The sequence below is a fragment of the Alkalithermobacter thermoalcaliphilus JW-YL-7 = DSM 7308 genome (genome assembly GCA_001584565.1).
GTDB lineage: Bacteria > Bacillota > Clostridia > Peptostreptococcales > Peptostreptococcaceae > Alkalithermobacter > Alkalithermobacter thermoalcaliphilus.
In genome coordinates this window covers 361163-379021 of the sequence record LSFY01000001.1, presented here as the reverse complement: position 1 = coordinate 379021, position 17859 = coordinate 361163, and the positions used below count along the sequence as shown (strand labels likewise).

General features: G+C 29.1%; 16 protein-coding genes. 3 read left to right on the top strand and 13 right to left on the bottom strand.

The annotated features are described in order from the left end of the window. Positions 1–10: 10 nt before the first annotated feature. Together JWYL7_RS02045 and queG are read right to left on the bottom strand one after the other, a co-directional pair. A complete protein-coding gene (locus JWYL7_RS02045) occupies positions 11–2227 on the bottom strand; it encodes a Lon protease family protein (protein WP_066068203.1) in 2217 nt (738 codons plus the stop codon). Between the two features lie 82 nt (positions 2228–2309). Continuing rightward, positions 2310–3200 carry a tRNA epoxyqueuosine(34) reductase QueG gene (gene queG, locus JWYL7_RS02040; protein WP_066068200.1) on the bottom strand — a complete coding sequence of 297 codons (891 nt, stop codon included), beginning with the start codon at positions 3198–3200 and terminating at the stop codon, positions 2310–2312. Positions 3201–3261: 61 nt separating this feature from the next. Between queG and JWYL7_RS02035 the strand changes: the two genes are divergently transcribed. After that, positions 3262–3666: a RusA family crossover junction endodeoxyribonuclease gene (locus JWYL7_RS02035; RefSeq protein ID WP_066068197.1), complete on the top strand. Its 405-nt coding sequence runs from the start codon at positions 3262–3264 to the stop codon at positions 3664–3666. 1 nt (position 3667) lies between these two features. Here the strand turns inward: JWYL7_RS02035 and JWYL7_RS02030 are convergent, their stop codons facing one another. From JWYL7_RS02030 to JWYL7_RS01985, 10 genes are all read right to left on the bottom strand, one after another. Next, positions 3668–4366 carry a ZIP family metal transporter gene (locus JWYL7_RS02030; protein WP_066068195.1) on the bottom strand — a complete coding sequence of 233 codons (699 nt, stop codon included), beginning with the start codon at positions 4364–4366 and terminating at the stop codon, positions 3668–3670. 58 nt (positions 4367–4424) lie between these two features. Then, positions 4425–5252, bottom strand: a complete 828-nt coding sequence (locus JWYL7_RS02025) for a deoxyribonuclease IV (RefSeq protein ID WP_066068193.1) — start codon at positions 5250–5252, stop codon at positions 4425–4427. Between the two features lie 33 nt (positions 5253–5285). After that, positions 5286–5876, bottom strand: coding sequence for a winged helix-turn-helix domain-containing protein (locus JWYL7_RS02020; protein WP_066068190.1), 591 nt, complete (start codon positions 5874–5876; stop codon positions 5286–5288). Between the two features lie 83 nt (positions 5877–5959). Beyond that, positions 5960–6877 carry a glutaminase A gene (gene glsA, locus JWYL7_RS02015; RefSeq protein WP_066068186.1) on the bottom strand — a complete coding sequence of 306 codons (918 nt, stop codon included), beginning with the start codon at positions 6875–6877 and terminating at the stop codon, positions 5960–5962. Between the two features lie 75 nt (positions 6878–6952). Continuing rightward, on the bottom strand, positions 6953–8611 hold the full coding sequence (locus tag JWYL7_RS02010; protein ID WP_331721875.1) for a nucleoside kinase: 1659 nt from the start codon (positions 8609–8611) through the stop codon (positions 6953–6955). Positions 8612–8679: 68 nt separating this feature from the next. Next, entirely contained in the window at positions 8680–9093 is a 414-nt protein-coding gene (locus JWYL7_RS02005) for a CBS domain-containing protein (protein ID WP_066068180.1), read from the bottom strand. 32 nt (positions 9094–9125) lie between these two features. Next, a complete protein-coding gene (locus JWYL7_RS02000; RefSeq protein WP_161937472.1) occupies positions 9126–9830 on the bottom strand; it encodes a TIM barrel protein in 705 nt (234 codons plus the stop codon). 72 nt (positions 9831–9902) lie between these two features. Then, positions 9903–10433 carry a signal peptidase I gene (lepB, locus tag JWYL7_RS01995; RefSeq protein WP_331721876.1) on the bottom strand — a complete coding sequence of 177 codons (531 nt, stop codon included), beginning with the start codon at positions 10431–10433 and terminating at the stop codon, positions 9903–9905. Continuing rightward, a complete protein-coding gene (locus JWYL7_RS01990; RefSeq protein WP_066068171.1) occupies positions 10426–11244 on the bottom strand; it encodes a hypothetical protein in 819 nt (272 codons plus the stop codon). Before JWYL7_RS01990 ends, lepB begins: the two co-directional genes overlap by 8 nt. Before the next feature lie 51 nt (positions 11245–11295). After that, positions 11296–12003 carry a PrsW family intramembrane metalloprotease gene (locus JWYL7_RS01985; protein WP_066068168.1) on the bottom strand — a complete coding sequence of 236 codons (708 nt, stop codon included), beginning with the start codon at positions 12001–12003 and terminating at the stop codon, positions 11296–11298. A 100-nt stretch (positions 12004–12103) separates the two neighbouring features. On the opposite strand from JWYL7_RS01985, the gene JWYL7_RS01980 reads away from it, so the two are divergent. Continuing rightward, entirely contained in the window at positions 12104–13267 is a 1164-nt protein-coding gene (locus JWYL7_RS01980) for a glycosyl hydrolase family 18 protein (protein WP_066068165.1), read from the top strand. 4 nt (positions 13268–13271) lie between these two features. Next, entirely contained in the window at positions 13272–14522 is a 1251-nt protein-coding gene (locus JWYL7_RS01975; RefSeq protein ID WP_066068161.1) for a peptidoglycan-binding domain-containing protein, read from the top strand. A 12-nt stretch (positions 14523–14534) separates the two neighbouring features. Here JWYL7_RS01975 and JWYL7_RS10755 read toward each other — a convergent pair whose 3' ends face one another. Then, entirely contained in the window at positions 14535–17786 is a 3252-nt protein-coding gene (locus JWYL7_RS10755) for a S8 family serine peptidase (protein ID WP_066068158.1), read from the bottom strand. Between the last annotated feature and the right edge of the window lie 73 nt (positions 17787–17859).

The window sequence follows — 17859 nt, the reverse complement described above, 5'->3', positions numbered from 1 at the left end:
AATAGCATAGCTATTTTGACATTTCATAAAACTTTTTAAGTCTTTTATTTATTCTATCACATATTTGTTCAAATGTTGTATCTGTTAATATTTCCATAGCCTCTTCTATTCTATCAACTGGATATATTTTAAACAAGCCATTTTTTATAGCGTTTTCAATTTCTTCTGTTAATACCAAATTATCTAAATTATTTTTCGGAATTATAACTCCTTGATCTCCAGTTAAACCTTTAATTTTACATATATTAAAAAATCCTTCAACTTTTTCAGTTACTCCTCCTACTACCTGAATATCTCCTTTTTGGTTTACTGATCCAGTTACTGCTATATTTTGTTTTATCGGAACTTCGCTTAAAGAAGATAATAATGCATAAAGTTCTGCACTTGATGCACTATCTCCATCTATGCAGCTATAACTTTGTTCAAAGCATATGTGAGATGTTATAGATACTGGAACTTCTTTTGAGAAGTTTTCTAGAAGATATCCTCCTAAAATTAATACTCCCTTATCATGTATTGCTCCACTTAACCTAACTTCTCTTTCTATATTTATTACCCCTTTATGTCCTGGGCTAGTTGTAACAGTTATAACAGCAGGTCTTCCAAAAGAATACTCTCCCATACTTATTACAGATAAACCATTTATAACTCCTATTTTTTTACCTCCAAGAGAAATTAAAAGTTTATTATTCTGATACATCTCATCTAATTTTTTCTCTATTTTATTTATTCTATTAATTTTTTCATATATAGCATTTTTTACGTCTTCTTTATCTACAAATTCACTATTTCTTCTATCTGCAAACAAATTAGATTCTATTATTAATTCTTTTATTTTATTAAATCTTGTAGAAAGTTTTTTTCTATTTTGTGCTAGCCTTGAGCTATGTTTTAAAACTACCTGTACTGCATCATATGTGAAATGCTTTAAGTTCATTTTGTTACAATAATTTGATATGAATCTTGCTACTTTAAGCTCATTTTCTTCATTTCTTGCCATTTCAGTTGAAAAATCTACTAATACCTTAAAGTATTTACTGAATTCTTCGTCGTAATAATAAAGAAGATCGTATAAGTACTGACTTCCTATTAATACTATTTTTATATCTAAAGGTATTGGTTCTGGCTTCATAGATGTAGCAGTATCTATTTGTATTTTTTTAAATTGTAGTGTTCTTTTTAATAAATCCCACGAGTAAGGGCTTTTCAAAAGCTCATTTATATAAAGCACTAAGTATCCTCCATTAGCTTTATGAATAGATCCTGGAATTATTTTTGTAAAATCTGTTTTTATTACTCCCTTGTCATTTTCATATTCTACTTTTCCAAATAAATTTGGATATATAGGATTTAACTCTAATACAACAGGAGCATTTTTTATATTTTTTTCTTTTCCATTATCTATAAATAAGTTTACTTTGTATTTTAAAAAATATTCTCTTTCATCTATACTTTGAAGTTCTTCATCATCCATATAAAATATATAAATATTATTTAATATATCTTCTCTCATATTCAATAAGTATTTTTTTACCTTGCTATTTTTGCCATATTTTTTTATAAGTGACTTTATATAAGGATCTACTACTGATATTGCAATACTTTCTTCTAAACTTGCTATTTTATTTTTTGCATCTTCTTCTAATTGCTTTATTTTAGATATTATTCCTATTGTCATATTTTCTATCTCTATCTTAGATTCCAAAAATTCTTTTGAATTAGAGTCTACATTCTCATCTATAGGAATAAAAACTATTCCGCTTTGAGTACTTTTAAAGTTAAATCCTTTTTCTTTTCCATAATCCTTTATTTGTTGAATTAACATCTGTTTTTGTATTTCATAGTTAGTTAATATTTGATTTCTTTCTTTTTCGTATTCTTCACTATTTAAAATATTTCTAAAATCACTTAAAATATTATCCGCTAAAGCATCTACATCTTTTTTAAATTTTCTCCCAACACCTCTTTGAAAACTAAGCGCTATCGGCTCATGAGGATTTTCAAAATTATATACATAACACCAATCTAAGTGACTATCTTTTTGTCTACTATAATTTTTTAATGCCTCGAGTGCATATGTGGTTCTCCCTGTGCCTGTTTCACCGCTTATATATATGTTATATCCAATATCATCTATACTTAATCCAAATTCCATAGCATTTATAGCCTTATCCTGCCCCAATATTTCTTTTAATGGTTCAAGTTCTGCCGTTGTCTTAAATTTCATACTTTCGCCCACCTCCCTATTAATACATACTATGTATAATATGTTTATTTGTTAGCACAAAAAAAAGAACTACTAAAGAAAATTATTTCTCTAGAAGTTCTAAATTTCTAAGTAATATTTTTTTTCCTCTCCAAGCAAAAGATCTGTCTTTATAAACTCTTTTAAACTCTTTGTTAGACATGTTTAAAATTTCTTCATAACTAAGGTTTAATATTAAATTTTGTTTAAAATCTAATATGTTTGTATGTTCTATATTTTTATTATGATAGCATACATCTTGACATATATCACAACCAAATACAGTTTTATTTTTTATTATCAACTCTTTTTCCTTATCAGAAAGTTCTTCCTTTTTTTGAGTTATATAAGAAAGGCATCTGTTATAATCTATTTCATAGTTACCTAAAATAGCTCCTCCTGGACAACTTTTTATACAGTTTCCACATTTTATACAAGTTTTTTCTAATGGGCTATCACTTTCAAAGTCATAGTTATTCACAATATAACCTATAAAAACATACGATCCATATTTATCATTTATTATACTATTATTTACTCCAAAATATCCAAGTCCTGATATATATGCTAAATATCTATCTACTAAGGGACCATTATCTACGAACGATTTGTAGTTAAAATTTTTTATGTTTTTCTTTAAAAAATCTCCAATTTCATTTAACTTATCTTTTATTATTATATGATAATCTATAGAATGTGTATATTTGGATAAATTAGAATCTTTGCTGTAACCTGAAAAGTACGGAAATAAACAAACTATTATTGATTTTGCATCCTCTATAATTACCGTCGGATCTACTCTTTTTTTTATATCTTTTTCTTCAAGTCCACAATTATATCCTTTATCAGTTCTTTCTTTTAATATTTTTTCAAGGTCTTTATATATCCTAACCTCAGCTATACCTATACAATCTATACCTATACTTTCACAAAAACTTTTAAGTATATGTTTCATAATACACTCCTAATCTTTACAAGTAAGTTTAACTCCTGTACAATGTCTTCGAGGTGATTAAATGATCAAAATAACTGTTCCAGGTAGACCTATCAGTAAATCTAATTTTAAACTATACAATATTCATGGTCAAGCTTGGATGCCTAAACAAGGGAAACATTCTAAATATGTAGCATACGAAAATATGATAGCAGGATATATAAACAAATCTTATCAAGGACCTATAATAGAAGAAAACCTTATAACTATAATAAAATTATATTTCCCTAATAAAAGAATTGGTGATATTCATAACTATCCAAAAAGTATTTGTGATGGTATTGAAAAAAGTGGAATAATAAAAAATGACAAGCAACTAAAGCCTGTCCTTATCCTAGACTATATAGATAAAGATAATCCTAGAGTAGAAATAGAACTTTATAAGTCTTCAGAATATAATCTAAGCTTCTCTTTAGAAAAAAAGTAGCCTATTTTATTATATTTTCTAAAACTATCATAAATATAAATCCTGCTATAAAGCTAAAGGTCGCAATTTTTTCATTTCCTCTTGAATGTGTTTTAGGGATTATTTCGTTTGATACTATATAAAGAACAGATCCTCCCGCAAACGCCATAGAAAAAGGTATCAAAAATTCTATTCTCTTTAAGAAAATTATTCCAATACCTGTTGCTAATGGCTCTCCTAACCCTGTCAAAGTAGTGTATATTATAGCCTTTAACTTTGACATATTTTGTTTATTTAATATATTACATATAATAAAACCTTCTGGCATATTGTGAACTCCTATAGCTACTGCAAGAAGTAATCCAGTAGCTTTTCCTTTAGCTTCTGATGCAGCTCCTATAACCAATCCTTCTGGTATGCTATGGATTATATGACCTAAAACCAAAAGCAAGTCTGACCTTGACCTATCTTCAGGCATAAAAATCTCTATTAAGTACATAAATATTGCTCCAAGCAAAATACCTATTACAGTTTGCTTTAAATGTCCATCTTCAATACACGGATGTATTAAGCTATATGCACCTACAAACACCATAACTCCTCCAGCAAATCCTAAAAGCATATCCTCTATTTTTACATCTAAATTTTTTATAAATATTATTGGAAAAGCTCCTACTCCAGTACAAAGCCCAGAAATTATACTAGCTATAAAAACATTCACTTTCTCACCTCTAGATAAATGCTTTTATATTTATAATTTCCAGAACATATTTTCATTATTACATACATCTGTCTTTTAGTAATTTTATTTCTTCCTTATGAATATCTAAATCTGCTGGGGTTTCCAAAAATAAAGGTTTATCTTTAATAGCTGGGTTGGTTATAAAATTTACTATAGCATCTAGTCCTATATATCCTTTCCCTATTATTTCATGCCTATCCTTTTTAGAATTTAATTCTTTCATACTATCATTCAAATGAACTACTTTTAGTTTTTCTAATCCTATTATATTATCAAACTCTTTAAGTACTTTTTCTAGATTATTTACAATATCATATCCAGCTGAAAATACATGACATGTATCAAAACATACTCCTACTTTTTCTTTTATATCTATCTTATCTATTATTGCTCTTATCTGCTCAAAAGTATATCCTACTTCTGTTCCTTTTCCTGACATAGTCTCAATGAGTAAAGTTACATTTTTATCTGGTGTTAAGATACTATTTAATGCACTTGCTATTTTATCTATTCCTTTGTCTATACCTTGCCCTAAATGGCTTCCTGGATGTAAACACACATACTCTATTTGTAATTTATCTAATCTATCTAAATCTTCTTTCAAGACAATTTTACCAAAGTCATATACATCTTGTTTACTACTAGCTAAATTAACTGTATAAGGAATATGAGCTAATAATGGCCCTAATTTTTCTTTTTTTCTAATGTCAAAAAATTTTTGCATATCTTTTTCATCTAGCTTTTTTACAGTTGATCCTCTTGGATTTCTAGTAAAAAATTGAAATGTATTAGCACCTATGCTTAAAGCATCTTTTGCTGCATTAAAAAAACCCTTTGTTATAGAAATATGCGGTCCTATTATCATATTTATTCTCCTTTTCAAGCAGAAAAAAGTCTTCTACTTAGAAGACTTTTTTGAAATATTTTTCTCTTTCCTTACATCTGGAACTGCAATTAGCGCTATATTATAAGGCCTTACACCTTCTTTGTCTTTTCTATTCTTATTTTCTAATATTTCATATAGCTTTTCATTTAAAATATCCATAATCTCTTTTGCTTCATCTTCAGTTAAATAAAATTCATTATAATGTCTTAAATGCTTTGACCTTATTTCGTTATTCTCAGCAGCCCTATAAAAATCATCACTTATTTTCTCAAATAAGGATATAGATGCTTGATTTAAAGTTTGAACAATATTATCATTGCTTGAATTTAGTATACTCTTATCTATAACTATCATTCTAGCAACTGGAAGATAGTATTTTTCAATTATTCCTGATTTTATTTTTTCCTCTACAAGCTCAAGTATTCCTGCACTTAATAAAGTTTTTATGTGATAATTAATCTTTGCATGAGGCTCTCCTAGAATCTCGGCTAACTGTTTTGCACAAAGTGGCTCTTCCTTAAAAGATTCTAGTATCTCGACTCTATAAGGATGAGATATTGCCTTAATTTGTTCTAAATCTCTTAAAACTATTACATCCTTCATTTTATCCCCCTGTTTTATCTAAAATATAATATACTATTATAATAATATAAGTTTTAACTGTCAAAATTTTTGAATTATTTATATTAAAAAATGCTAAGTGATAATTGTTTTGATATATCTTTTAAAACTCTAATCCCCGCTATACTATTACCTTTTTTATCTAAAGCTGGTCCAAAAACTCCTATTCCCATTTTTTTAGGAACTGAGGACATTATACCCCCACCTACCCCTGATTTAGAAGGTATTCCAACATTTATGGCAAATTCTCCTGAAGCATCATACATACCACATGTAACCATAAAAGTTTTTACAGTCCTTGCTATATCTTCTGGTATAATTCTTTGTCTATGTAACATATCAAATCCATACGTAGCAAGATTAGCTCCCATTCTAGCTAAATCTTCAACTGTAACTTCTATAGAACACTGTTTAAAGTAAAGATCTAAAATTTCCTCAACATCACCATCTATTATACCTTCACTTTTAAGTAAATAAGCTATTGCTCTATTTCTATCACCTGTCCTTTTTTCTGAATTATATACATCTTCATTTATATTAAGCGTTGGATTGCAAGACAAACTTCTAAAAAAATTTAACATTCTTTCTAATTTTTCATCGTTATCCTTACCCTTTATCATAGATGTTATTACTATAGCTCCTGCATTTATCATCGGATTATAAGGAATCGATGGCTTTACAGTTTCTAGTTTCATAATAGAATTAAATGGATCACCAGAAGGCTCCATCCCAACTTTTGCGAATACGTTTTCCTTTCCATTATCAATAAGAGCAAGAGCTAAGGTTATAGGTTTTGATACACTTTGTATAGTAAATTTTTTCTCGTAATCTCCAGCTTTATATACATTATTTTCTATATCTATAACGCAAATAGCCAAATCATTTTTATTAGCCTTTGTTAGTTCAGGAATATAGGTTGCTAAGTTTCCTTTCTCTGTATATTTTCTGTTTTCTTGTATTATTTTTTCTAATAGATCTTGCATGAAATCACTCCTTGTAATAAGTTTAGAATATTCTATATTCTAAACTTATTACAAGTTATATATTAAGTCAATACATTAATGAACTAATCTACTTCCACCTATAAATTCTCGTAATATCGATGTAGGAGGAATGTCTTGTTCATCTTCTATTGGAACAAAATACTGTAAAAATTTTAGTAACCTTTTTGCTTCTATATATTCAACACAACTTTTATCTATTTCATTTAATAAAGGTTCTACATATTTTTTAAGAACTGCAAGTTCATAAACTAAAGCTGAATTAAACATTACATCTGCCTGTTCTTGATATGGAAATATATTTTTTTCTTCTCCCTTTCTTACATTTTTCCAAAGTTGAAGTGTTTTTAATGCATTATGGCCCCTATGTGTATTATCTCTAACCATTCTCCTTATAAGTCTTAGATCTGTAGTTGGGATTCTATTGTGTTCATCTAAATTAAGCTGAGTTAAAGCACTTATATATATTTTAAATTTATTTCCTTCAGGAATTGATTTTGTAAGCAATGGATTAAGTGCATGTATTCCTTCTATTATTATAGGTTGATCTTGTGTAACTTTAAGCTTATTTCCTTTGTATTCTCTTCTTCCACTTTTAAAGTTAAAATGTGGAATTTCAACTTCATATCCTGCGAGTAATTTTTCTAAATGCTCATTAAACAACTTCAAGTCAACTGCATAAATAGACTCAAAATCATAATCTCCATTTTCATCTTTAGGTGTATCTTCTCTATTTACAAAGTAATCATCTATAGATATAGAAACCGGTCTTAATTTATTTACTTTAAGCTGAATAGAAAGTCTTTGTGCAAAACTTGTTTTACCAGATGACGATGGGCCTGCTATTAAAATTATTCTTCCTTTTTCTCTATCAGATACTATCATATCAGCTATTTGCGAAACTTTCTTTTCATGCAAAGCTTCAACAGTTCTTATAAGATCTGGATACTCGTTTTTTACTATAATATTATTGAGAGCTCCTACTTCTCCAACCCCCATTATTTTTGCCCATTCTTCAGCTTCTTTAAATATTGCTCTTAGCTTTGGATGAGGCTTAAATTCATTTGGTATATTTGGGTGCTTTGTGCTAGGACCTAAAAGTACTACTCCAGGCTGAGAATATTTTAGATCAAATACATCTACATATCCAGTAGATGGAACCATATATCCATAAAAATAACTTTCACAATCGCCACACCTATATATATTTATATACTCTGTAGGTTTATACTTAAATAAATCTACTTTTGTAGTATCCCCTCTACTTTTAAACATTTCTATAGCATCTTTTATTAGCACTTTGCTTTTTTCAAAAGGTATATTTTTTTGTACTATTTCTCTCATTTTTGAGTATATCTTATCTACATCATCTTCATTTATCTGTCTTTCAAAATGAACCTCACAATAAATTCCTCCACCTAATGAGTGTTCTACTACTACCCTGCAACCTGGAAGCACTTCTTCACACGCCTTTATAAATATAAAGGACAAACTTCTCATATAAGTTCTCATTCCATCATTATGAGTTAAATCTATAAATTCGATATTACAATCTTCGTTTAGTGTATAGTTAAGTTCTCTTAAATCATTATCTACAACTGCAAGTACTATCTTGCTTTTAAATAGATACTCAAAATCTTTACTTATTTCAAGTAAACTAACCCCCTTAGGATATGTTCTTTCTTCGTTCATAATCGTAGCCTTTATTATACTCATATAATCACTCCCCATGACATTTTAAAAATAGTATATGTATTAAAAAGGGAGCGCATGCCCCCTTTAAATTACTCTTTTGAAATATCACTTAAAGCATTACCTGCTTCATCTACGTGAATTTTTTCAACAGCCAAATCTCCTAAAGAAACTATTCCTACTAATTTTCCATTTTCAACAACAGGAAGTCTTCTTATTTGATGTTTTGCCATAAGTCTTGCAGCTTCGTGAACATCAGTATCAGGAGATACTGTAACAATATTGCTGCTCATTATGCTTCCAACATTTTCATTTTTGTGAACGTTATTTGCTACACTTCTTAACACTATATCTCTATCTGTTACAACTCCAACTGGACTATTTGCTTCATCACATATAGGTACTGCTCCTACATTTAACTGCCTCATGATATTAGCAGCTTCAAATATAGACGAACTTGAGCTTAAGTATGAAACATCTGTAGTCATTACATCTTTAACCTTCAAATTTAAAACCTCCTTTATAAGCTTAATCCTTATTAGTTTTTCTTTTTCAGGAGGGTTTTATTTATAATTTTTTTGGTAGATTCAAAATATTTTTTATCCATCTCTAAAATTATGTATTCTAAACTTTCTAAACTAAATAGTTTGCTTAGTTTTTCTAAAGGAAATATTCCTTTTCCTAAACCTAAATGTAAATCTTCTTTCCCATTGTTGTCACTTACATGAATAAGTTTTGTATAATTACTTAATAACAAATAATCTGAAGGATTTATTAGATCATGACCTGTATCATAACAAAATCTAAATCTATCATCGTTTATATTTTCAAATAGATATTTAAAATCTTCATAACAATTTCCAATACTAATTATTTCACCTAATTTTGAATATACATTTTCTATATAAATATCAGTATTATCTATCAAGTTAAGTAGTCTTTTAAAAAATATTATAGAATTATTTAAGTATTTTTTTTTATTATTTAATACTTTGTTTTTAAATCCGTATCCTAAGTGCATATTATAATATTTAACATCTAATACTTTTTTCCATTCATGTAGATCCATTATAAAACTTATCCAAGAATTTTGTATATCTTGTATATTTTCGCAAGTGTTTATCTCAAGTGGTAGATGAATCCCTATACTTATGTTTTGTTCTTTTATTTTATGTAAGTTTTCGTATACTAAATTAAAATCTTCCTTGCTATCTATACCAATCTCTATATGATTAAAATTCATTTCTTTACATATATATATTTTTTCACACAACTCAACCGGCATTGAGGGGATTCCAATCCTCAAAACTTTCACCTACTTTATCAGTTGAATTTTGTTGAAAGGATATAATCTAATAAAAACTTTTCCAACAACTTCATCCATACTCACAAAACCTACGCTATCATGCCTACTATCCATACTATTTGGCCTATTATCACCTAAAACAAATACATATCCATCTGGTACTACCACATTTACATAACCTTCTGTATAATCTCCATTTATATAATCTTCTATCAATTCTTCATTGTTTACATATACTATTCCATTTACTATTTCTATCTTATCACCAGATATACCTATAACTCTTTTTACCAAATCTTTTTCTTTTCCATCATCACCTGGAATGTGTGATTTAAAAACTACTATATCACCTCTTTGAGGCTCATCTGATCTATAGGCCATTCTATTTATCAAAAGGTAATCATTTTCTTCAAGCGTAGGATACATTGAATATCCTTTTACTAAAGTAGGTCTTATAAAAGTAGTAATAATCATAGCTAATATAAAAGAAATAACTATAGTCTTTATCCATTCTATAATCTCTTTTTTAAAATTACTCATAATATTCATACCCTTCCTTGACTTTATATTTACTTATAAGGTCTACAATTATCTTATTTATATCATCATACTTATTTATCTTAGTTTTAAGATCTAAATATTCACAAACTTTTAAGAAATCTTTTATAACTTCATATCCATCTACATATATTTCCTCTATATCTACTCTGCTTACTCCTTTAAATCCATGACCAACAGGACTATCATGTCTTAGTTTTATAAGCTTTTCCATTTTATCACTATTTAGTATATTAAGAACACTTTGAATCCTTTTGTCCTTATTCATATATTTATTTATATATTGAGTGATCCCATAGGTCAAATTATTTGTATAAATTTTATATTTTTTCCTAAGAATACTTAATATATTTTTCTTTGACACCATATATCCTATCATAGAAACTCTATTTTTACTAGATTCATTACTTACAAACATATATTTAAAGAGGGCTTCTTTTAACCTATATATCCTCCCTAAAAAATCTATATACTCTTCATTTATAAGCTTTATTTTTATATTTTCTATAAACTCTGAAAATATAGCTTCTGGTTCTCCATTTAATAAATCTATAAGATTATTTCTAAGTCTTTTTATTTCTTTTGTATTTTTTATATTAGGATTTAGTGAATCTATTCTCTTAACAGCTGTTTTAAAATCAAAATTTATAGCATATTCACATGAATTTAAAAGTGTATATACATCAGTTTTATCTATCCCCAGTTCTCTTAAAATATCTGCTACTCCATCATAATCATATCTTTCTAAAAATTTTAATATAACAAACTCATTTTTTTTATCTATATGACCCATAAAAATCACTCCATATAATAAAATCTTTTTTATAGATATTTTATTATATTTTCATTCTCCTCTTTGTATTCTGTTAAATCTATCTCTAGAATCTTTTGTATATATATTTAATTTTTTTAGGTTTGTAATCCATAGATATATCACATAAGGTATAAATAAAATCATAAGAAATGTTATTCTAGACATTAATATAAAATTGAATATTCCATGTAAAACAATAGGAACTAGTAAAGATTTTAGCATATACTCTTTACACTTTCTATAGTCACATGTACAGTATTTTGCTAAAGACAGGTAATACCCCATAGTTATTCCAAACAACATATGAGCAGGAACAGATAAAATACCTCTATAAAAACCTACATATGGATTTGCTGAGTATCTAAACACAACATACATTATATTTTCTATCGTTGCAAATCCAAGTGCTGAAAATGTACAATACACTATACCATCTAGTTTTTCATTAAAATGCACACTTTTGTAAGCAGTTTTCAAAACTACAAGACGTTTTAAATACTCCTCTACAAGACCTGCCACTAAAAAAGATGTGTAAAACGCCCATAAAACTCCTGTAAAAATATTAAATCTCATTATAAACTTTTGTACATATACAGTAGGAACTACTGATAAAGCTCCAAGAAAAAATACTTTTAAAAGAAGGCTTAACGGCTCTTTATCATACCTATCTATTAGATAAATACTAAGTCCTAAGGCTATCGAAGGTGCAATAGCTATAACAAAAAGTGTATTATCCATATCTTAATCCTCCTAAATCATTTATATATATGTTCCCAAAATATTTAACAAAATATCCTGTTTTTCATATTATATAATAGCTTGATATAGGAGGGATAAAATGGAAATATATACTGTCAAAAACGAAGATACTCCCCAAAGTATCTGTGATCTTTATAATATACCTTTAGAAAAATTAATAAAGATAAATGACCTTCCTTATACTGATAAGTTAGTTACTGGAATTAATCTATTAATTCCTTATTATTCGTCAAATAAAGATAATTCACCTACTTTATCTGAAAATTATCAAAAGAAAAATAAAATGAGAACAATCTGTTTTTTCAGACACTCAAATGACTATTCAAGACATTTCAAATATATAAAAAAATTATCCCCCTTGATAACTTATATTCCTATATTTGATATTAAAATAACAGATTCTGCAAACCTAATATACAATATCGACGGTAGGTTTTTAACTTTTCTTAAAAAAAACTATATAAAACCACTTCCTGTTATAACAAACTTTGATGAAAGCAATTTTAATACCGAAGCACTAAGAAATGTTTTATCTAATAATCCTGATAAGTTAATCGGCAATATACTTAATTTTTGTGTAATCAATGGGTTTAAAGGTGTTTTTTTAGATTTTCACGGTCTTTGTAAAGAAGATAAAGATATTTATAGTGATTTTATAAAAAAATTATCAACTAGACTTAAAATCAGAAACAAAATCTTAGGATGCATAGTACCCCCTAAATGTAGTGATACATCCGAAAACTCTTGGTCAGAGTTTATAGATTATGAAGTTTTAGGAAATTATGTAGATATTATATTTTTAATGGCTTACGGATGGAAATTCGAAAATAATAGCTTAAAGGCTGTATCTCCAGTTCCATTAACAGAAGATATTATTCGATATTCTATATCAAAAATTCCTATAGAAAATATTTTTGTAGGTTTTCCTATGTATGGATGTGACTTTTCTCTATCTGAAGATAGTACTTGTAAAATAATCAGTACAAAACAAGCTTATAAATTAGCTATAGATAATCAATGTAGAATATTTTGGAACAACTATTCTAAAAGTTCTTATTTTAGATATAAGGATGATAATAACATCGTTCACGAAGTTCACTTTGAAGATGCCTTAAGTCAATACAATAAACTAAAGCTATTAAAAGAATATAATATAAAAGGAATTGGGTATTGGATGCTAGATACTAAACTTACTTGTACTTGGTATTTATTAAATGATTTATTTAACATTAAAAAGGAGTGATATAATGCCAGATCGCGGAAAGTTAGTAGTTGAGGTTTTAGACTCAAGAACTCAAGCCCCTATACAAGGTGCTAGAATAAATGTATATACAAAAGACACTCCTTCTCAAGAAACCGTTGCTCAAAATCTACCTACTGATATCTCAGGGCAAACAATGGAAATAACTCTTCCTGCTCCTGATTTTAAATACTCTCAACAACCATCTGATGTTAAACCATACAGTGAATATGTAGTTGAAATAATCTCCGAAGGATATAGAGAAGTAATAGTAAATGGAGTTCAAATACTTCCTGAATCTACTGCTATTCAACAAGTTACCCTATCCCAGCGAGAAGGTACTAGAGCTTTAAGGCAAGAACCCGATATTATAAATATACCACCTAATACTTTATACGGAGATTATCCACCCAAAATTCCAGAAGAAGAATCAAAGCCTATTCCACCTCCAACAGGATTTGTAGTTTTAGATTATCCTCAAGTGCCAGAATTTATAATTGTTCACGACGGACACCCTGATGATCCTTCAGCTCCTAATTACTGGGTAAGATATAGAGACTATATAAAAAATGTAGCTTCTTCTGAAATATATTCCACATGGCCGCTTCCTACACTTTATGCTAATATATGCTGTATAATTTCATTTACTTTAAACAGAGTATTTACAGAATGGTATAGAGGAAAAGGGAAAAATTTTACTATAACATCTTCAACTGCATTTGACCAAAAATATGTTCATAGAAGAAATATATACGAAAGTATTAGTAGAGTAGTTGATGATATATTCAATTTATATATTAGAAGACCTTCAGCTAGGCAACCTCTTCTTGCTCAATACTGTGATGGAAGTCAAGTTCAGTGCCCTGGATGGCTAACTCAATGGGGAAGTAAATTCTTAGGAGATCAAGGAATGCCTTTTGATCAGATACTAAAATATTTTTATGGAACTAATCTTGAATTTAGCAATGCTCAAGTTGTATCTGGAGTTCCTCAATCTTTCCCAGGATATACACTTTCAATAGGCTCTAGCGGAAATCCTGTGAGAACCGTACAAACATTTTTAAATAGAATAGCTAGAAATTTCCCTGCAATACCTACTGTTAGAGTAGATGGAATATATGGGCAGGAAACTGCGGAAGCTGTTAGGGTATTCCAAAGGGTATTTAGACTTCCTGTAACTGGAACAGTTGATTTTGCTACATGGTATAGAATTTCTGATATTTATGTAGCTGTAACAAAAATAGCAGAACTTAATTAAAAAGGAGAAGATTTAAACATCTTCTCCTTTTCTTAGTTCAATTGGATAAATCCAAGCTTCAATTCCCCTTATCTGCTCAAAAGCTCTTCTTAGATTTAATGTTCCATATCCCCAAGATACATTAGGATATTCTTCTCCAGCTCTTCTTTCCGTTCCTCTAGTCAAGTAAGTCTTTACCTTTTGAATATACATTGTAGGATCATTATTATTTAATATTCCCCACTCTAAAAGTAAAGCCACTGCTCCTGCTACATGTGCAGCTGCAACACTTGTTCCTGTAAAAGTCCCATATCCTCCTGGTATTGTAGAAGTTATATTTACACCTGGCGCAACTAAGTCTGGCTTTATCTTATCATCTCTTGTAGGCCCTCTTGATGATGCTCTATATAAGCTATTATCTATATGGTTATATGCTCCAACAGTTATAACACTTTCTGCAGTTGCTGGCGTTACAATAGTTCCTAATGGATCTGCTCTTAAAAGCCTAGTTTGCTCGCTAAGTAATGATTTATTAGGCAAATAAACATTATACCTACCATCGACTATATTATCCCCATGAAGCCTTACTATCCAATTTCCAGGCTTTATATCATCAAAATGTATTTCTATAAGTGTATCTCCAGTTAATTCTTCTGGATACCTATATCTAACTAAAGCTGATGTATCTTCTAATATAAATCTTACAAATTCTTCTTCTCCTAGCTTAGCTGGAATTTTCTCTACAAATTCTCCAGTAGGAGAAACCATCGAAACAGAAACCTTATCTGGCTTTCTTGCCCATATCATAACATCTAATTGCCTTTGATTAGGTCCTACTATTATCTCAACATCCTGAATTTCTCCTGTATTATTGAAAATTCCTGATAGTTTTGTCATTTTGTCTGCTTCATTACCTGCTGCTGCAACAAATATCATACCTCTGTCTCTACTTATTTCATATATATAATTTTCAAGTATACTCATTCCATCATGACTTCCCTCATTAGTTCCTAAAGAAATATTAAAAACTAAAGGCATTCTCATTCTTCTAGCTACTTCGTATGCATATTTTATCCCTAACATAAGATCTGATGACTTATAGTATCCACCTTGATCTCTTAATTTTACAACTATGAATTCACTATCTGGAGCAACTCCTACATAATTGCTATTCAGTCCTCCTCTTCCCCCTATTATTCCAGCAAGCATTGTTCCATGCCAAGTATCATCTCTATGATCTAAACGCTCATTTGTAAAAAGCGCTTCATTTATTTGCTCATTCGTAAACTCTTTTCCGAATATAAATCCATCTAGTGGGTTTCCCTCAAGTGTTTGATCCCATATACTAACTATTTTTGAAGTTCCATCTTCATATATAAAATCTGGATGAGTATAATCTATTCCTGAATCTATTATAGCGACCAAAATCCCTCTACCCGTTAATGGTATATAAGGATGATTATGAAAAAAAGTTCCTCCTACTTTATCTACACTCGTATCTATTAAAGGAACCATTCTAAATGGCCTTTTGTAATAAGTTACTTCAGGTATTGTATTTAGTATAGATACATCTAATCCATCTAAATATACTATTGCATATTTTCTATCTATTATTTGTACTTTATCTATTCCTTTTTCATTTAACGCTGATATTATGTCTCCTTCATACATAATTATAAACTCTTGTGTATTTTCTTTTCTATAAGTTTCATTTAAAGTCCTTGTATTAATTCTACTCAGATCCAATTTACCATACCCCCAAGCTTCATCAGGATAATTTATAAAACCTATATCTCTTCTTGCTTCTCTTAATAACATAGCCTTTAGCCTTTGCCCATATAAAAAAGGGTCATTTCCATCTACAATACCCCACTGCATCAAAAGTGCTGCACTTCCAGTAACATGAGGAGCAGCCATACTAGTTCCAGATAATGCTCCAAATCCACCAAAAGGCAAACTTGATACTATATTTTCTCCAGGCGCAACAATATCTGGCTTTATAACTTTTAATCTTCTATCTCCTCTTCCTGAAAAAGAAGAAATAGCATTTATACTGTGATTATAACTTCCAACAGATAATGCTCTAGAAGAAGTTGCAGGTGTTGTAATAGTTCTTATTACAGTAGGATCTAAAAATTTTGTATCAGGACTTAATCTTTCTGATATTGGAAGGTATATATTTACATCTCCTTCTACTATATTTTGAGATTCAAATTCTATACTCCATATTCCTGGTTGTATAAAATTATCACCTCTTAAAATCACTACCGCTCTTTCATTTAATGAATATGGAGTAGCACTAGAAAAAAATGCAGTTACATTTGTATTCCCTAAATTAATATCTACAACTCCTGAATTTCTATCTATTTTTTGTGTTCTCACTCCTGATGGATTTATTATAGATATACTAAAATCATCTGAAAATTTTTTCCATATTTCTACGGTTATTTCATCTTCTCCTGATCCAACTGAAAATTCTACAGGCCTTACCATATTATTTAAAAGTCTTAAGTGCCTATGTTTAGATTTATCTCCTTCATTCCCAGAAGCTACTACTACAAGAGTTCTTCCTCTTAAAGACATGTCATCTATATATTGCTCAAATAACGTACTTCCATCCTTTGGCCCTTCATTACTCCCATAACTTATATTTATAACTAATGGTTTATTAAGCTCTGTTGATACATCTATTAAGTACTTTATAGCCCTCATAAATTCAGTACTTCGTCCAAATGACTCAAGCCCTCTAACTCCCACTTTTACAACTACAATCTGAGCATTAGGGGCTATTGTAGAAGCTATTCCTGCTACATGAGTTCCGTGACCTATATTATCAAAAAAAGGTATCTCTTCTCCTTTTAAAGCATTATCTATATCTTCCTTAGTGTATTCATATCCTCCTTTGAATCCTTCCGGAGGGTTTCCTTCTCTTGTTTGATCCCATATTCTTATTATTTTGCTAGTTCCATCTTGGTTTATAAATAGAGGGTGCCTAAAATCAACTCCAGAATCTATAATTCCTATAAGTACCCCTTCTCCCGAAAGATCAGTTCTTACTTTGAAAAGGTCTATTCCACTTGCTTGAAAACTAGTTAAACTAGGCCCTAATATAAAAGGCCTTTCTATATACTCTATTTGTTCATACTCTAGTAATCTATCTATAATAGATTCATCTAACAAAGTTAATATAGCAAATTTTTCATTTAATATCTCAACTTCAACTTCTAGTTCATCTTCTAATCTTGTTAAATCCGAATGATATTTTACTATCACTTCAAAACTCACCAAATCACCTCCTTTAACTATCTTATGAATGTTCGTGTAAAAAAGATAAAAAAATAATCAGGGAATTTTCCTG